Here is a 14,795-nt window from a genome sequence, read left to right on the forward strand (position 1 = left end):
TGAGGGGCGAATTCAGGACAGATAATTTGGCCATAATTATCCCCTTTTGGCCGCTCCTGCCGTTCTCTTAAAGCACGCCCGCCGCAAGACTGGACCCACCGATACAGCCTGCGGAGAACAACAAATGCTGACGATCTACTCGGACGATCACCACCTGCACCATGGCCGCTGTGAATTGATGGACGGGCAACTGATGCCCTGCTTTGAAATGCCCTCGCGCGCCGACCACGTGTTGCAACGGGTCAAAGACCGCGAACTGGGCCCGGTACACGCGCCGCAGGATTTCGGCCTGGCACCGCTGCAGCGTATCCACAGCCACGACTACCTCGACTTCTTCCAAGGCGCCTGGCAGCGCTGGACCGAGTACGGCCAGGAGGGCGACTTGCTGCCCTACACCTGGCCCGCGCGCACGCTGCGCCGGGTAATCCCCACAAGCCTGCATGGCCAGTTGGGCTATTACAGTTTCGACGGCGGCGCGCCAATTACCGCCGGCACCTGGCAAGCGGCCTACAGCGCGGCGCAAGTGGCCCTCACGGCGCAGCAGGCCATCCAGAACGGCGCCCAGAGTGCATTCGCCCTGTGCCGCCCACCTGGGCATCATGCTGCGGGCGATTTGATGGGCGGTTATTGCTACCTCAACAACGCCGCCATTGCCGCCCAGGCCTTCCTCGACCAGGGCCACAAGCGCGTCGCGATCCTGGATGTGGATTACCACCACGGCAACGGCACCCAGTCGATTTTTTACGCACGCAACGACGTGTTGTTCACCTCGATTCATGGCCACCCGGAGGCGGAGTTTCCGTTCTTCCTGGGCTATGCCGACGAGCTGGGCGAAGGTGAAGGCGAAGGCTTCAACTTCAACTATCCACTGCCGGCCGGTTCCGGTTGGGCAGCCTGGAGTGCCGCACTGGAAGAAGCCTGCGCCCAGATCGAGCGCTACGGCGCCGACATCATCGTCGTGTCCCTGGGCGTGGACACGTTCAAGGACGACCCTATCTCGCAGTTCAAGCTCGACAGCCCGGACTACCTGGCCATGGGCGCGCGCATCGCCCGGCTGAGCAAGCCCACGCTGTTTGTGATGGAAGGCGGCTACGCAGTGGAAGAAATCGGCATCAACGCCGTCAACGTCCTCGAAGGTTTTGAAGGAGCAGCCCAATGAACAGGCTCAAGTCACTCGTCCTCTGCGCCGCCGTCATCAGCGGTGCGGCCCACGCCGAAGAGAAAACCCTCAAGGTCTACAACTGGTTCGACTACATCACGCCCAAAGCCCTGGAAGACTTCAAGGCGCAGAACCCCAAGATCAAATTGGTCTACGACATCTTCGACACCAACGAAGCGCTGGAAGCCAAATTGCTCACCGGCAATTCCGGCTATGACGTGGTGGTACCGTCCAACGTGTTCCTGGCCAAGCAGATCGAAGCCGGCGTGTTCCAGCCGCTGGACCGCAGCAAGCTGCCAAACTGGAACCATCTCGACCCCAAGCTGATGAAGCTGATCGAAGCCAACGACCCCGGTAATAAATTCGCCGTGCCTTACATGTACGGCACCATCCTCATTGGCTTTAACCCGGCCAAGGTCAAGGCCGCCCTGGGCGACAAAGCGCCGGTCGACAGTTGGGATTTGATCTTCAAGGAAGAGAACATCAGCAAGCTCAAGCAATGTGGTGTGGCGCTGTTGGACTCGCCCTCCGAGATCCTGCCACTGGCCTTGCAGCACCTGGGCCTGGACCCCAACAGCAGCAACCCCAAGGACTACGACAAGGCCGAAGCGCTGCTGATGAAGATCCGCCCGTACATCACCTACTTTCACTCCTCCAAGTACATGGCCGATATCGCCAACGGTGATATTTGTGTGGCGGTGGGTTATTCAGGCAGTTTCTCCCAGGCCGCCAACCGTGCCAAAGAAGCCAAAAATGGCGTGACCGTGGACATGCGTCTACCCAAAGAGGGTGCGCCCATCTGGTTCGACATGCTCGCCATCCCCAAAGGCGCTAAAAATCCGGACGACGCCTACACCTTCATCAACTACCTGCTGCAACCCACAGTGATCGCGCCCATCAGTGACTTTGTCGGCTATCCCAATCCGAACAAGGACGCTACCGAGAGCGTCGACCCTGCCATTCGCCACAATCCCAACTTGTATCCGACCGACACCGCCATGGCCACGCTCTACACCCTTAAACCTCTGGACAGCAAAGCCGAACGCGCCAGAACAAGGGCCTGGACCAAGATCAAATCCGGCACCTGAAGCACCTTGGTGTTTGACGGGCGCCTTCGAATGCGCTCGTGAAGGTGGGCCTATCTAAGCACCGCCTCTCTGTGTGGCCGCGCCCTGGCATGGAACGCCTGGCCTTTACCTCAGGCTAGTTCCACCAAACGGCCAGACAGGGAAGCCTCATCATGAACGCCCTCGCTTCAAGCACCACGCCCACCAACACACCGCGTCCGGATGCACGGATAGCGCTGCTCACCCAGCTCTCTACCGGCCCTTCACGAGCGAGTGCGTCTGATCTGATTTAGCGGCGCCACCGCTATTTATCTACCGTCCTCCCGGCAACGGCCATCGCTACCTTGCACCTCCTCAACGCCCGTCCAGGCTAGCGATTGCAGCGGAGCAACACATGCCCAACGATCTACTTAACAACAATCATCGCCCACCCAGCACCTATGAACTGCTCACCCAGTTAACCACCGGGCCCACCACCCACGAGGTCGCCGCCACCACGTTGCGCGCGGCACTCAAAGAACTCTACCCCACCCTCAATATCGACCCCGACCTGGCCATGGTGGTCAGCCCTCGCTGGAATGTCGTGGGCAGCACTGTCGAACCGGCGCCAGCCGTTCTTCAATCCCTGACCTCAGTGCTGGCTCATCAAGCGCTGTCCCGCGAGCGGGTAACTTACATCGATGGCGAGCACTTCCTCACTTTGCAGCCGTACGCGGCGGCGCCTGTGCACCTTGAGGTGAAGATCGATGCCATCGCGCGCTTGATCAATGAGTTATCCGACTTTCTGTTCATCGCTTTTCAGGAACAGCAACTTAACTTCTGGAACGCCTCCAACGGTAGCAGCGGACCACGCTGGCAGACGTTTTCCAACTCGCTGAGGAAAGTGTGGAACGTCACCGAAGAGCAAGGCCTGGATGAGCACCAAGCGGCCATGGCCCGTGGAGTGTTCCAGAAACCCGACCGGGACAGACGCTCGTTGAATGATCGCTACAAGAGTCACGCCTACCTGGTTGATGTCGATCTACTCCGGGACGGCGAGTCCACCCACGTCAGTTTCATGGACATCGCCGTGTTGGTTGGCGAGCATGACAAACGCCCATTGATCCTGACGCACTCGCTGGTAAGCGGTTACGAAACCTTTGAGTCACTTGAAACATTCGGCGCCTCGCTGCCCGCCCGGTTGAGTGCGCCAAAGCGCGATACCACGTTGCAATGGCGCCTGTATGAACCCGATGGCAACTTTTTCGACACACTGGCCTGTACTCTGATCGAACTACAAATCCGCGCCATCGGCAGTTACGGCCAGGCCTTTGTCGAGGAGCCGGCAGAGGAGCAGGCAAGCCCGGCCACCGTCGCCCGCATTGTGCCCAGCATCGAAGAGATGAGCGATCACCAACTCTCGAGTATCCGAGACGTTCATCATCAACTGCCCGACTGGCTGGCTTCGGCGTCGGACTCGGACACCGCCGCCTATAGCCGCTACATGATCGACCTGGCCCAACTGCATACCCATTATCACGGCGAAACATTCCGGGACGGCATTGCCCCCATTCGCGACTATGCCCGCACACAACTGCAAAGCCGCATCCACTCGCATAAAGACGGTGCGAGCCTGAACCTGGACAAAATCGAGGTGGTGATCGAAAGCCCGGTGGTGTGGGGCACGCTCGTCGTGCCGGGCAGCGTGGACATCACCCGTCGCAGCCTGATCGATCTGGCGTTGGACAACCTCACCGGCCTGCCCACCGGCAACACCACGGTGCACTACAACGGCAATGACGATGGCGTCCCCAGTTGGCTGACCTTCAGCTATTTGAAAGACCTGATCGAAGACGTTGATATCGGCAAGCACTATCCCGTGCTGATCAAACAGAAACTGCTCGATGACCCGGCGCAATCCAGTCACCGCCAGCAGCTCTACATCAACCACCTGCGCCTGCAACTGCCGCTGCTGGCCCTGCAAATGAAAATCCGCCAACAGGGCGCAATTGATGAACTCGGCTACCGCTACGTTGCCGCCGTGATGCACGCCGATGAATACGACCGGCATGTAGACGGGCAGCCCATTGTCATCCGCGCCCTGGCCTTCGTGCCCACCCTGCGCCCCGGCCATGAGCGCGACGTGGTCGCCAATATGTTCGTGATCGGTCCAAGGAACGCCAGCGCCGGTCCGTGCCTGCTTTATCGCCCGTTGCTGGAACCGATGCTGATGCAATTCCCGTCACGGCAAAACCTGCTGTACGCCATCAAACATGACCGCCCCTTGCGCGAATCGGTGCTGGCCTGGCTGCCGCAAGCGCAAAGCTTCAACTACGCCCAATATGTGTTCCCGGACACCTTGCCCTCGCCCTGGACGGTGGTGCGAGCCCTGGTCGAACCCCTTACCGTGCTGTACATGAGCGGCCCCGTGACCCTGACCGATGAAGAAGTGGGCAATGACGCCCTGGCAATGCTGTTCAAGGCCAACGCCACCGCCATGGTCGAATTGGCGGACCGTCAGTCGGTGTCCAATGTGCAGAAACGCTGGGCGACGTTTCGACACACTGGCTGGCAAATCTTCAACGCTGCCCTGCCGTTCATGGGCCGTACCGTCGGAATTGCCGCCTGGGTCTGGCAAATCATGGACGACCTGCAAGCCACCGAGGAGGCTGTGAACAAGGGGGATCAACAAGCTTCGTGGACAGCGTTAGTCGATGTATTCCTCAACCTGGGCATGGCTCTGACCCTGCACATCGCCCTGCGCCATCCGCGCCCGCTGGAACAGTTCGAGGCGCCGAAGATCGAAACTGAATCCGAGTCAACAACGATCGAAACTGCCGATAAACCACCCGTCACCGAGAAAAAATATACTGCTGTGCAACAAGCAAATATTCCCGACAGCCAACTGCCCGCCAAGCATCAAGACGCGGTACACATCCTGGGGGCCCTGAGCCATAGCCGCTTGGGCCTGGCCAAGACACTTGACGGCTTCAACGTCGCCAAACCCGATAAACTTGGCGAACAAAACAAAACGCCCGGGCGCCACTTGAACCTGTATCCACTTGCAGACAAGTGGTATGCACCGGTTGGTGAGCGTTGGTTCGAGGTAAGGGTGGATGACAACGACAGTGTCATCATCATTGACCCGAAGGCACCGTTGCGTACGGGCCCGCCGTTGATCGGCAACCTGGCGGGCCAGTGGTTTGTTGATGTCCGTTTGCGACTGCGCGGTGGAGGTCTTCGACACCGTCGGCGAGCGGTCAAGGTCGATCAGCCTGAGCGCGTGGCAACACTCATGACCCAGCTCAACGCCTTCGACGCGGTCGCCACCAGCAAACAATTGGACGTGCTTAAGGCAAAGCCTGCACTGGACGCCGCCCCCGGCCCTTCCACGGACCTGCTGCGTACAGCGTTCATAGGCAACGTCGACAACCGACTGGCGGCGTACGATGAAGCGATCAGTCAGTTGAAGTCCTTGAGCATCATCGAGGCCGTGCCCACCTATCAGAGCAACATGAGTGAATACCTGAAACAGCAAATACAACTGACTCAGGTAGTCGTGGAACAACAATTGGTGGGCTATAAAGAGGCCTTGAAGGCTTCGTCCCTGATCCTCGACCCCGAAGTAGACATTGACTATAAAAACCAGGCGCGAAGCGCACAAACCCTGTCCACCTTGAACCTGGCAATCATCAAGCGCCTGGAGTTCATCAACAACCGTTTCAGCGATCTCAAAGTGCTGGGAGATGACGGCGCAACGGTCATTCAAAAAACCCTGAGCGAGTTGCCACTGCTCACCCTCGCTGAGCTCAAATCTCTGGAAATCAGCTTGGGTCGCTACTTGTGTATCGATGAAGCGCAAAGCCAGATCCCTGCCACGCTGCGAGAGCAGGTGGACCAGAGCGTCGATACAGCCGAACTGAACGTCGAGAGTTTCAATGAAATCATGAAACGGGACAGCGGTACGCTGGATGAACGCATTGATGTGCTCAACAGCCTGGTTGAGCAATTTTCCAGCGCAGACCAACGCCTGCTGGACATGCATGCCGAGCACCCGCAGTTTCTGCTGAAACCCCGCCTGGAAAGCTTTCGACAGCAGATTGGCGAATTCAGCCAGCGGGCTATTCACGACCTGGCGCAACTGCTGCGCGAGAAAAAAGCCCTGGAGCCCAAGCCCGGCAGCTCAAAAGCCCCGCCCGCGCCACGGCGCAAAGTCATCAAGACACGCTACGACGGCACTTTAATAGCCCAGCCCCAAGAGGCCGACAGCACGCTGGTCGATGTCAGGGCGTCCGTGACGGGCAAGGTACTCGCTACGTTTCATGAAAAAACCCCAGGCGTCTGGGTCAAGCGGCAAAAGGTCAGCCCGCCAGCGCCAGCGCCTGCCGCTGTAGACCTGGATACCAGCATCAACACCGGGCAAACGCTATTGGACAGCGAGCGAGCTGAAACCCACAAGTACCGGGATTTTTCGCGTAAACCCTGGCATTCGCCCCAGGACATCCAAGATATGTTCGACGCCTACGGCAAACAACTGGAGGACGCGTCAAACGATATCGAGCAAGCGCTGACTCGGCGCAATCTCACCGAAAGCGGTCATACTTCCGCCGCTTCGACCAAGCGCAACCTCAACGAGGCAGCACAGCGGCTTTATCGCCTGGGTAGAAAAACCTACATAGACATGCTCAAACAGCAACCGCCAACTGCGGCGCGGGTGGAGTGGCTGCATAGCCAAGGGCTGATAAAGATCGGCAAAACCTTCAGCCGCCGCGCCGTCAAAGGGCCGCCTAAGGGCTATCTGGACGAGTACGAAGTACGCGATAAAGAGACCAACACTGTGCTGTGGTACGCGCACTTTCACTATGCAACGAAAGGCGCCGCCCTTGAGAAATTCGAGAAGGGCCACCTGAAAACCCGTGAACAACAGCGCCTTGGTGGCTCTCGCCAACGCACCGGCCCCAGTGACTGGGAAATGATAGAAATCCACCGTAGCAGCATCGGTGATCAATTGGCCAAGTCGCTGTTCTTCAACAGCTGATGGTCTTTATGCCTGCCACGCCTGGCGCAAACGTGCCAGCGCCTGTGCGATGTCCGCCTCGGGCACAGCGGCGAACCCCATCACCAGGCCTGCGCGCTGGTCCGGTGGTGGGCTTGTGCACGCCAGCCAATAGCTACTCAAACCATTGATCTCAACATTGGCCGCATGGGCCTGAGCGAGCAACGTCTGCTCGCGGGCAAGGCTGTCCACTCGCACTGTCAGATGCAGCCCGGCCGCAACGCTGGGCAAGGCCCCGACGCCAGGCAACCCGTCCGGCCAACCGGCCAACAAAGCATTGCGCCGGCTCAGCGCAGCGCGGCGCATCCGGCGAATGTGGCGCTGGAAATGCCCTGCCGCCATAAACTCAGCCATCACCGCCTGAGTACTGACTTCGGAGTGGCGCATGTCCACAGCGCGGCGCCGGGTAAACGCTTGCACAAGGGCCGGTGGTAAAACCAGGTAGCCCAGGCGCAATGCCGGGAACGCCACCTTGCCGAAGGTGCCGACGTATAACACGCGGCCACTGCGATCCAGCGCCGCCAAGGGCGACAGCGGCGCACCGCTGTAACGGTACTCTCCGTCATAATCATCCTCGACGATCCAGCCGCCCGTACGCTCGGCCCAGGCCAGCAACTCCAGACGCCGGGCCAGGCTCATCACCACGCCCAACGGATACTGATGGGAAGGTGTGACATAGGCCACACGGCAATCATGCAGAGCGTTGAGCACCTGGCAATCCAGGCCCTCGCTATCTACCGGTACGCCATGCAATCGAGCGCCCGCCAAGGCGAACGCATGGCCGGCGGCGCGATAACCGGGGTTTTCCACCGCCACGCCGTCCCCAGGCTCCACCAGCAACTGTGCACAAAGGCTAATCGCTTGCTGTGCGCCACTGGTGATCACAATTTGCTCAGCCGTGCATTGCATGCCACGTGAACTGCGCAAATAGGCAGCGATCAGACCGCGCAAACGATCGTCACCGGCCGGGTCGCCATAGCACAGCAGTTCCAGGTTCGGCTTGCGCCAGAACGCCCCATTCAGCTTGGCCCATATATCAAACGGGAACAGGTCGAAGGCCGGCACACCCACTCGAAATGCCCGAGGCGGTCCAGCCGGAGGGTGAGCCAGGTGGTTGTTTTTTACCCGTGCCAGGCCCGCCCTGTGGATAACTTCATTGTCCAGATCTTCCGGTAAATCCGCCCATTTTGTGGATAAGGCTGGGGATAACCCTGTTGAAAACCCTGTGGATACTTTTGTGGATAGTTTTTTTGCCGTGGGCAGTTGGGCCACATAGGTGCCGTCACCCACCCGGCTTTCGATAAACCCTTCTGCGTACAGCTGATCGTAGGCGCGCACCACGCTGTTTCGGGAAATCGACAATGCCGCCGCCAAATCACGACTGGCGGGTAATCGCGTGCCGCTGACCAGTCGCCCGTCCAGCACGCGCTGGCGCAGGGCCTCATAGAGTTGGCGCGTCAGCCCCTGACGGCGATCCAACTCGATACCTGCGGGGTTGAACGACAGCGGCGGCGCGATGGGCGACATATTGGACCTATGAAATTGGTGCCAGATGGCTCTTACAACGAACCATTAGCCTGCCTAGGATGCAGGCATTCGCCAAGGAAAATTTCCATGTACACACCGCGCGCCTTTGCCCTCAATGATTTGCCTGAACTGCAGCAACTGATCCAGCACACCCGCCTGGCGCAGTTGGTGACCTTTGGTGAGCAAGGCCTGCAGGCCAGCCATTTGCCGCTGCTGCTCAACCCCGATGAAGGCCCGAATGGCACGCTCTACGGGCACTTGGCCAAGGCCAACCCGCAATGGCGTGACCTGCAAAATGGCAGCGAAGCCTTGGTGATTTTTGCCGGTGCCGACGCTTATGTCAGCCCGGCGTTTTACCCGGCCAAGGCCGAGCACGGCAAAGTGGTGCCCACCTGGAATTACATCGCCGTGCATGCCTACGGCAAGGCTGAGGTATTTGCCGACGCCGAGCGTCTGCTCGCGGTGGTCACCGCCCTCACCGATCGCCACGAAGGCAGCCGCGCCCAGCCATGGAAAGTCAGCGACGCCCCGGCCGACTACATTGACGGCATGCTCAAGGCCATCGTCGGCTTCGCGCTGCCCGTCGAGCGCCTGCTCGGCAAGCGCAAACTCAGCCAGAACCGCAGCACAGCCGATATTGCCGGCGTGCGCGAAGGCCTGGCTGCCAGCCTTGATGTGCGCGACCAGACCCTCGCGCGCTTTATTCCCCAAGGAGTTTCAGAATGAGTCAGATCGACATCCGCCAAGTAACAGCCGCCGACCACGTCGCGTGGCTACCGCTGTGGCAGGCGTATTTGAAGTTCTACGAAACCGAACTGCCGGACGCCGTCAGCCAAAGCACCTGGCAACGCCTGATCGATGCCAACGAGCCGACCCATTCGGCGCTCGCCTGGCAGGACGGCAAGGCGGTGGGCATGGTCAACTTTATCTACCATCGCTCCAACTGGAGCATCGAGAATTCCTGCTACCTGCAGGATCTGCTGGTGGACCCAGCCCAGCGCGGCACTGGCGTGGGCCGTAAGTTGATCGAGTTTGTCTACGCCACCGCCAAGGCCGATAACTGTGCCAAGGTGCACTGGTTGACCCACGAGACCAACGCCACCGCGATTGCGCTGTACGAACGCATCGCCGAACGCCCGGGTTTCATTCAATTTCGCAAAGGTCTTTAAGGAGCGCAGCATGCCTATCTCACCCGCCGACTGGAAAGGCGTCCCGGCGCCCACGGTTCAACTGCTTGAAGGGCGTTTTATCCGTCTGGAAAAACTCGACCCGGCGCGGCATGCCGACGGCCTGTTCCGCGCCCTCGAAGGCCCGGGCGCCGATCCGAAACTCTGGGACTATTTGCCTTACGGCCCCTTCCCGGAGCGCGCCACGTTCGATGCCTGGCTCAACAACCATGCAACCAACAGCGACCCGTACTTTTTCAGCGTGATCGACCGCGTCAGCGGCGATGTGCAAGGCATCCTCAGCCTGATGTCCATCGTCCCGGCCCAGGGCCGTATCGAAATCGGCCACGTCACCTTCGGCGCGCCGATGCAACGCTCGCCCAAAAGCACCGAGGCGGTGTACTTGTTGGCCAAATACGCGTTCGAGCAGGGCTACCGTCGACTGGAGTGGAAGTGCAACAACGGCAACGCCCGCTCAAAATACGCGGCCGAACGACTGGGCTTCAGCTTTGAAGGGGTGTTCCGCCAGCATATGGTGGTGAAGGGGCAGAATCGCGATACCGCGTGGTATTCGATTCTGGATTCGGAATGGCCCACCGTGGGCGCAGGCTTTGAAGAGTGGTTGTCCGAAGCGAACCAGGCCGGTTCTGGTCAGCTGAAAGGCCTGGCGGAGTGTCGTCGCCAGGCGATTTAAGCCTCAGGCCAGCTTCTGGGCGAGCACGGCAATGTGCTCCGGCCCAATCCCGCAGCAACCGCCCAAATGGCTGGCACCGCGTGCCTGCCAATCGGCGGCCCAGTGCAAGTAGCCGGGTGGGTCGAGATCGTCACGCAGGGGGTCGAGGCCATCGTTCGCGGTGGCCTCCTTGGGCTGCGGCGGGAAGGCGTTAGCGTAGGCGCCGATCTGAATGCTCACCCCCAGGCGCTCAAACGTTTGGCGCGCGGTATCAATGGCTGCGCCAATCACCTCCGGCTGGCTGCAATTGAACAGCAGCACCGCCACACCGAGTTGCGCGGCCGCTTCAGCCGCTTCTGCCACCGGTTCGCCAGAACGCAGGCGTGGCACCTCATCGGTGTCTTCATCCTTCAAGGTAAACGACAGCCAGAACGGTTTTCCGTCCTGCGGCAGGCCGGCGTGGATTGCCCGTGCCTCAACGATTGAACTCTGGGTTTCCGCCAACCATAAGTCGACATGGGGCGCCAGGCCATTCACCAGTGGCGTCAGCAGTTCGCTGACTCGGCCGGCCTCGAACAAATCGGGCCGGTAGGAGCCGAACAGCGGCGGCAATGAGCCTGCCACACGCACCGTCTGGCTTGAAGCCTGTACCGCACGTCGCGCCAATTCACCGGCCAACGCCGCAAGCGCCTGGCCTTCGGCAGCAAACCGCGCTTCGCCAATATGAAACGGCACAACCGCGTAGCTGTTGGTGGTGATGACGTTGGCACCGCTCTGGATATAAGCCGTGTGCACCGCCTCTACCGCCTGCGGCGCTTCGCTCAACGCCAATGCCGACCACTCCGGCTGCCGAAACGGCGCGCCCCGGCGTTGCAGTTCACGGCCCATGCCACCATCGAGAATTACTGCGCTTACTGTGCCCATATGCTTTTTACTCATAAGCTTATGAAAATAACTCACTATGAGAGTCGTTCTTATAACTATTTAATGCGTACCGTCTGGTTAATAACAACCCTTTTTTATTCAGGTGTCGATTGTGAAACTTAAACCGCTGCTGGCCCTGGGCCTGACGATGCTGGCTGCCTCTACCCAAGCCTTTGGCGGTGCAACCCTGGACCGGGTTGAGCAAAAGAAAGAACTGGTGGGCGTGCTGATGGAAAGCTACCCGCCGTTCTCGTTTCTCAACGAGCAGAACCAACTCGATGGGTTTGACGTCGACGTGGCCAAGGCAGTCGCGCAGAAGTTAGGTGTGAAGCTGCGTCTGGAAACGCCGTCCTGGGATGTGATTGCCGCAGGTCGCTGGAGCGGCCGCTACGATATTTGCATCTGCTCCATGACCCCGAGCAAAGCCCGCGCCGAGGTGTTTGATTTCCCGGTGGAGTACTACGCCTCGCCTGCGGTGATCGTTGTGAATGCCAAGGATGAGCGCATCCATGGCGCCAAAGACCTCAGCGGCAAGAAAGTCGGCCTCACCAGCGCGTCCAGCTATGAAAGCTACCTGAACAAGAACCTGGTGATCGAAGGCGCCGAAGATACGCAACTTCAGTACCCGTTCGAGGATGTGCAGATCGCCCCGTACGACACCGATAACGTCGCCTTCCAGGACCTGGGCCTGGGCGCCGGTGTCCGCCTGGATGCGATCCTCACCAACCTGGTCACTGCCCAACCGCGCCTGAATCAGGACAAGCGCTTCAAGCTCGCCGGTGAGTCGCTGTATGCCGAGCCCAATTCGGTGGCCATCGAGAAAGGTGACCCGCAGTGGGATGCCAAGGTGCGTGAAGTGTTCGCGCAGTTGAAACAGGACGGCACCTTGAGCAAGCTGTCGCAAAAATGGATCGGCGCCGATATCAGCAAATGACCGCCTTCCCGACACCTCCCAAGCCGCCGGTGAACGCATCGCGGCTACAGCGACTCTTTGGCTTTCGTACGCGGTTGTACCTGACGTGGGCGGCGCTGTTTTGCCTGTTCGCCAGCTTCTTCCTGAGCTTTGACCTGAAGTTCTCGATCATCCTCGACAAACTGCCCAACCTGGTCGGCGTGCACCTGGCGCCGAACGGGTTTTTGCAAGGCGCAGCGCTGACGCTGTTTCTGTGCCTTTGCTCGATAGTCGCGTCGTCGGTGCTGGGTTTTATCACCGCGCTGGGGCGCCTGTCGAAAAGCGCCGTGGCCTTTGGCATTGCGAGTTTTTACGCCTCGTTCTTTCGCGGCACGCCGTTGTTGATCCAGATCCTGCTGATTTATCTGGGCCTGCCCCAACTGGGCCTGGTACCAGGCGCCATTGTCGCCGGGATCATCGCGCTCTCACTGAATTACGGCGCCTACCTGAGCGAAATCTTCCGCGCCGGCATCCTCGGTGTTCCCCACGGCCAACGAGAAGCCGCCCTGGCCCTGGGCATGCGTGACAGCGCGATCTTCTGGCACGTCACCCTGCCCCAGGCCATGCGCACCATCGTGCCGCCCGCCACCAACCAGTTCATCTCCATGCTCAAAGACTCGTCCCTGATCTCGGTAATGGGCGTGTGGGAAGTGATGTTCCTGGCGCAGTCGTACGGGCGATCAAGCTATCGATACATCGAAATGCTCACGACCGCCGCGATCATTTACTGGGTGATGTCCCTCGGGCTGGAACTGATCCAGGCGCGCCTGGAGCGTCACTACGGCAAAGGCTATGTGCGGCGGGGGTGATGCCTAAGGCAACAGCCTCAACCACGCGCTGACGAGCCTAAGGCAAATGCGGCTTTAATCGCACCTCAGTAGAGACAACTCCCGCAAATCAGGGGTCGATAGCCTGACAGTTATCGCCCCGCCATCTCGCTAAATTCCCGGCCTCATTCACCAGAGGCTATGACTTCATGCCCTTCTCCGTCCTAAACCTTGCACGCGCTATCAGCCTGGCTGTTGGCGTAGCCAGTACTCCGTTTGCCTTCGCAGCTGCACCTTTTCAATTCGAGCTGGATCTTTCCAATGACCGTTGGCAATACCAGCCACCGGCTCCAATCGTGCCCATCGACAGCTACTTCGACCAGGCGACGACTCACAACGGCCAGCAACTGGCTGCAGTGCTTAAACCGGCTTTGCAACGTGCACTGCAAGCCGGCGACCTGACCTCGGAAGAAATCAAAGGCCTGCAAAAAGCCGCTGACGCACTGTCCCAACAACCAGGCGGCCTGGGTGCCGCATTCGAGCAACTGGCAGGCAGCCAAAATGCCAACTTGGCTGGCGCGACCCAAAACGCCACCGCGCACATCAGCGACTCATTGCTCGCAACCCTGCGCACGCTGCCCAGTCATGGCGATGGCCATTTGTGGGTGCAAGGCCTGGGCAACGGCGGCAAGCTCGACAAACAAGGCGGCAGCGACGGGCTCAAACAGGGCACCAAAGGCCTGATGCTGGGCGCCGATTGGGCCGTGGGTGACGCGTGGCGAGTCGGTGTTATGGGCGCCAAGTCCACCAGCGAGCTTCAAGCTCAACGTTTCAAAGGCGAACTCGACAGCTTGCACCTTGGCGGTTATGCCGTGCGCCAGGACGGCCCATTGGCCCTGCGCATGGGGGCGTTCTACAGTGATCACGCGGGCAAGAACAAACGTGACGTCAACTTGCTCGGTTTCAAGGAGCAACTCCAGGGCAACTACAACGCTCAAAGCCAAACAGTGTTTTCCGAGCTGGGCTACCAATTGGGCAGTGCCGACGTACAGGTAGAGCCCTTCGCAGGCCTGGGCTATCAGCGCTACCACCGTGACAGCTTTAAAGAAAAGGGCCGCGTGACCGCGCTGAACGTCGGCTCACAAACCCAGCAAAACCTGAACAGCACCTTTGGCCTGCGGCTGGCCACGGTGTACCGGTTCGACAATCGGATGAGCCTCACACCCCACGTGAGTACCAGTTGGAAGCATCTTTACGGCGAAGTCGACAGCCAAGTGCGCCAATCCACTCGCGCCGCACCGGGAATCATCGACAGTTTCACCATCACCGGTACCTCGTTGGACCGCAATAGCCTCGATATGCAAGCAGGCCTGGACCTCGCCTTGTCCACCGAACACAGCGTGGGCCTGACCTACAGTGCCCATGCCGGTACCCACAGCCGCAGCCAGGGCCTGACGGGGGAGTGGAAGATGAGTTTTTAACCGCGCCGATCGGTAAATTTCAGGCAAAAAAAAGGGGAGCACCT

General features: G+C 59.7%; 11 protein-coding genes. 9 read left to right on the plus strand and 2 right to left on the minus strand.

Features of this window, described 5'->3' with window-relative positions; translation table 11 throughout:
- Positions 1 to 124 precede the first annotated feature (124 nt).
- The 3 genes from HBO41_RS22765 to HBO41_RS22775 all read left to right on the plus strand — a co-directional run bounded on the left by HBO41_RS22765 (position 125) and on the right by HBO41_RS22775 (position 7,243).
- Positions 125 to 1,159 (plus strand): histone deacetylase family protein, encoded by a 1,035-nt coding sequence (locus HBO41_RS22765; RefSeq protein ID WP_169987845.1) that lies wholly within the window; start codon positions 125 to 127, stop codon positions 1,157 to 1,159.
- Positions 1,156 to 2,247: a polyamine ABC transporter substrate-binding protein gene (locus tag HBO41_RS22770; RefSeq protein ID WP_169987847.1), complete on the plus strand. Its 1,092-nt coding sequence runs from the start codon at positions 1,156 to 1,158 to the stop codon at positions 2,245 to 2,247. Before HBO41_RS22765 ends, HBO41_RS22770 begins: the two co-directional genes overlap by 4 nt.
- Before the next feature lie 373 nt (positions 2,248 to 2,620).
- Positions 2,621 to 7,243 (plus strand): dermonecrotic toxin domain-containing protein, encoded by a 4,623-nt coding sequence (locus HBO41_RS22775; RefSeq protein WP_169987849.1) that lies wholly within the window; start codon positions 2,621 to 2,623, stop codon positions 7,241 to 7,243.
- A 6-nt stretch (positions 7,244 to 7,249) separates the two neighbouring features.
- Here the strand turns inward: HBO41_RS22775 and HBO41_RS22780 are convergent, their stop codons facing one another.
- Positions 7,250 to 8,788, minus strand: a complete 1,539-nt coding sequence (locus tag HBO41_RS22780; RefSeq protein ID WP_099550234.1) for a PLP-dependent aminotransferase family protein — start codon at positions 8,786 to 8,788, stop codon at positions 7,250 to 7,252.
- Positions 8,789 to 8,875: 87 nt separating this feature from the next.
- Here HBO41_RS22780 and HBO41_RS22785 point away from each other — a divergent pair, with 87 nt between their 5' ends.
- The 3 genes from HBO41_RS22785 to HBO41_RS22795 are packed head-to-tail and all read left to right on the plus strand — an operon-like array spanning position 8,876 to position 10,648.
- Positions 8,876 to 9,514, plus strand: coding sequence for an FMN-binding negative transcriptional regulator (locus HBO41_RS22785; protein WP_099550233.1), 639 nt, complete (start codon positions 8,876 to 8,878; stop codon positions 9,512 to 9,514).
- The gene (locus tag HBO41_RS22790) at positions 9,511 to 9,957 is read left to right on the plus strand and encodes a GNAT family N-acetyltransferase (protein ID WP_099550232.1); all 447 of its coding nucleotides are present in this window, start codon (positions 9,511 to 9,513) and stop codon (positions 9,955 to 9,957) included. Before HBO41_RS22785 ends, HBO41_RS22790 begins: the two co-directional genes overlap by 4 nt.
- Positions 9,958 to 9,967: 10 nt before the next feature.
- Entirely contained in the window at positions 9,968 to 10,648 is a 681-nt protein-coding gene (locus tag HBO41_RS22795) for a GNAT family N-acetyltransferase (RefSeq protein WP_169987851.1), read from the plus strand.
- A 3-nt stretch (positions 10,649 to 10,651) separates the two neighbouring features.
- Here the strand turns inward: HBO41_RS22795 and HBO41_RS22800 are convergent, their stop codons facing one another.
- A complete protein-coding gene (locus HBO41_RS22800) occupies positions 10,652 to 11,551 on the minus strand; it encodes a homocysteine S-methyltransferase family protein (protein ID WP_169987853.1) in 900 nt (299 codons plus the stop codon).
- Between the two features lie 112 nt (positions 11,552 to 11,663).
- Here HBO41_RS22800 and HBO41_RS22805 point away from each other — a divergent pair, with 112 nt between their 5' ends.
- The 3 genes from HBO41_RS22805 to HBO41_RS22815 all read left to right on the plus strand — a co-directional run bounded on the left by HBO41_RS22805 (position 11,664) and on the right by HBO41_RS22815 (position 14,751).
- On the plus strand, positions 11,664 to 12,485 hold the full coding sequence (locus HBO41_RS22805) for an ABC transporter substrate-binding protein (RefSeq protein ID WP_099550230.1): 822 nt from the start codon (positions 11,664 to 11,666) through the stop codon (positions 12,483 to 12,485).
- Positions 12,482 to 13,312, plus strand: a complete 831-nt coding sequence (locus tag HBO41_RS22810; protein WP_017135779.1) for an amino acid ABC transporter permease — start codon at positions 12,482 to 12,484, stop codon at positions 13,310 to 13,312. Before HBO41_RS22805 ends, HBO41_RS22810 begins: the two co-directional genes overlap by 4 nt.
- Positions 13,313 to 13,479: 167 nt before the next feature.
- A complete protein-coding gene (locus tag HBO41_RS22815) occupies positions 13,480 to 14,751 on the plus strand; it encodes an autotransporter domain-containing protein (RefSeq protein WP_169987855.1) in 1,272 nt (423 codons plus the stop codon).
- The last annotated feature ends 44 nt before the right edge of the window (positions 14,752 to 14,795 follow it).

This window comes from Pseudomonas sp. WS 5146 (assembly GCF_012985495.1).
GTDB classification, from domain to species: Bacteria; Pseudomonadota; Gammaproteobacteria; order Pseudomonadales; family Pseudomonadaceae; genus Aquipseudomonas; species Aquipseudomonas edaphica.

Excerpts from the sequence above, each read along its gene's own strand:
- HBO41_RS22765 (WP_169987845.1), top strand. The coding sequence starts at position 125 with ATGCTGACGATCTACTCGGACGATCACCACCTGCACCATGGCCGCTGT.
- HBO41_RS22770 (WP_169987847.1), top strand. The coding sequence starts at position 1,156 with ATGAACAGGCTCAAGTCACTCGTCCTCTGCGCCGCCGTCATCAGCGGT.
- HBO41_RS22775 (WP_169987849.1), top strand. The coding sequence starts at position 2,621 with ATGCCCAACGATCTACTTAACAACAATCATCGCCCACCCAGCACCTAT.
- HBO41_RS22780 (WP_099550234.1), bottom strand. The coding sequence starts at position 8,788 with ATGTCGCCCATCGCGCCGCCGCTGTCGTTCAACCCCGCAGGTATCGAG.
- HBO41_RS22785 (WP_099550233.1), top strand. The coding sequence starts at position 8,876 with ATGTACACACCGCGCGCCTTTGCCCTCAATGATTTGCCTGAACTGCAG.
- HBO41_RS22790 (WP_099550232.1), top strand. The coding sequence starts at position 9,511 with ATGAGTCAGATCGACATCCGCCAAGTAACAGCCGCCGACCACGTCGCG.
- HBO41_RS22795 (WP_169987851.1), top strand. The coding sequence starts at position 9,968 with ATGCCTATCTCACCCGCCGACTGGAAAGGCGTCCCGGCGCCCACGGTT.
- HBO41_RS22800 (WP_169987853.1), bottom strand. The coding sequence starts at position 11,551 with ATGGGCACAGTAAGCGCAGTAATTCTCGATGGTGGCATGGGCCGTGAA.
- HBO41_RS22810 (WP_017135779.1), top strand. The coding sequence starts at position 12,482 with ATGACCGCCTTCCCGACACCTCCCAAGCCGCCGGTGAACGCATCGCGG.
- HBO41_RS22815 (WP_169987855.1), top strand. The coding sequence starts at position 13,480 with ATGCCCTTCTCCGTCCTAAACCTTGCACGCGCTATCAGCCTGGCTGTT.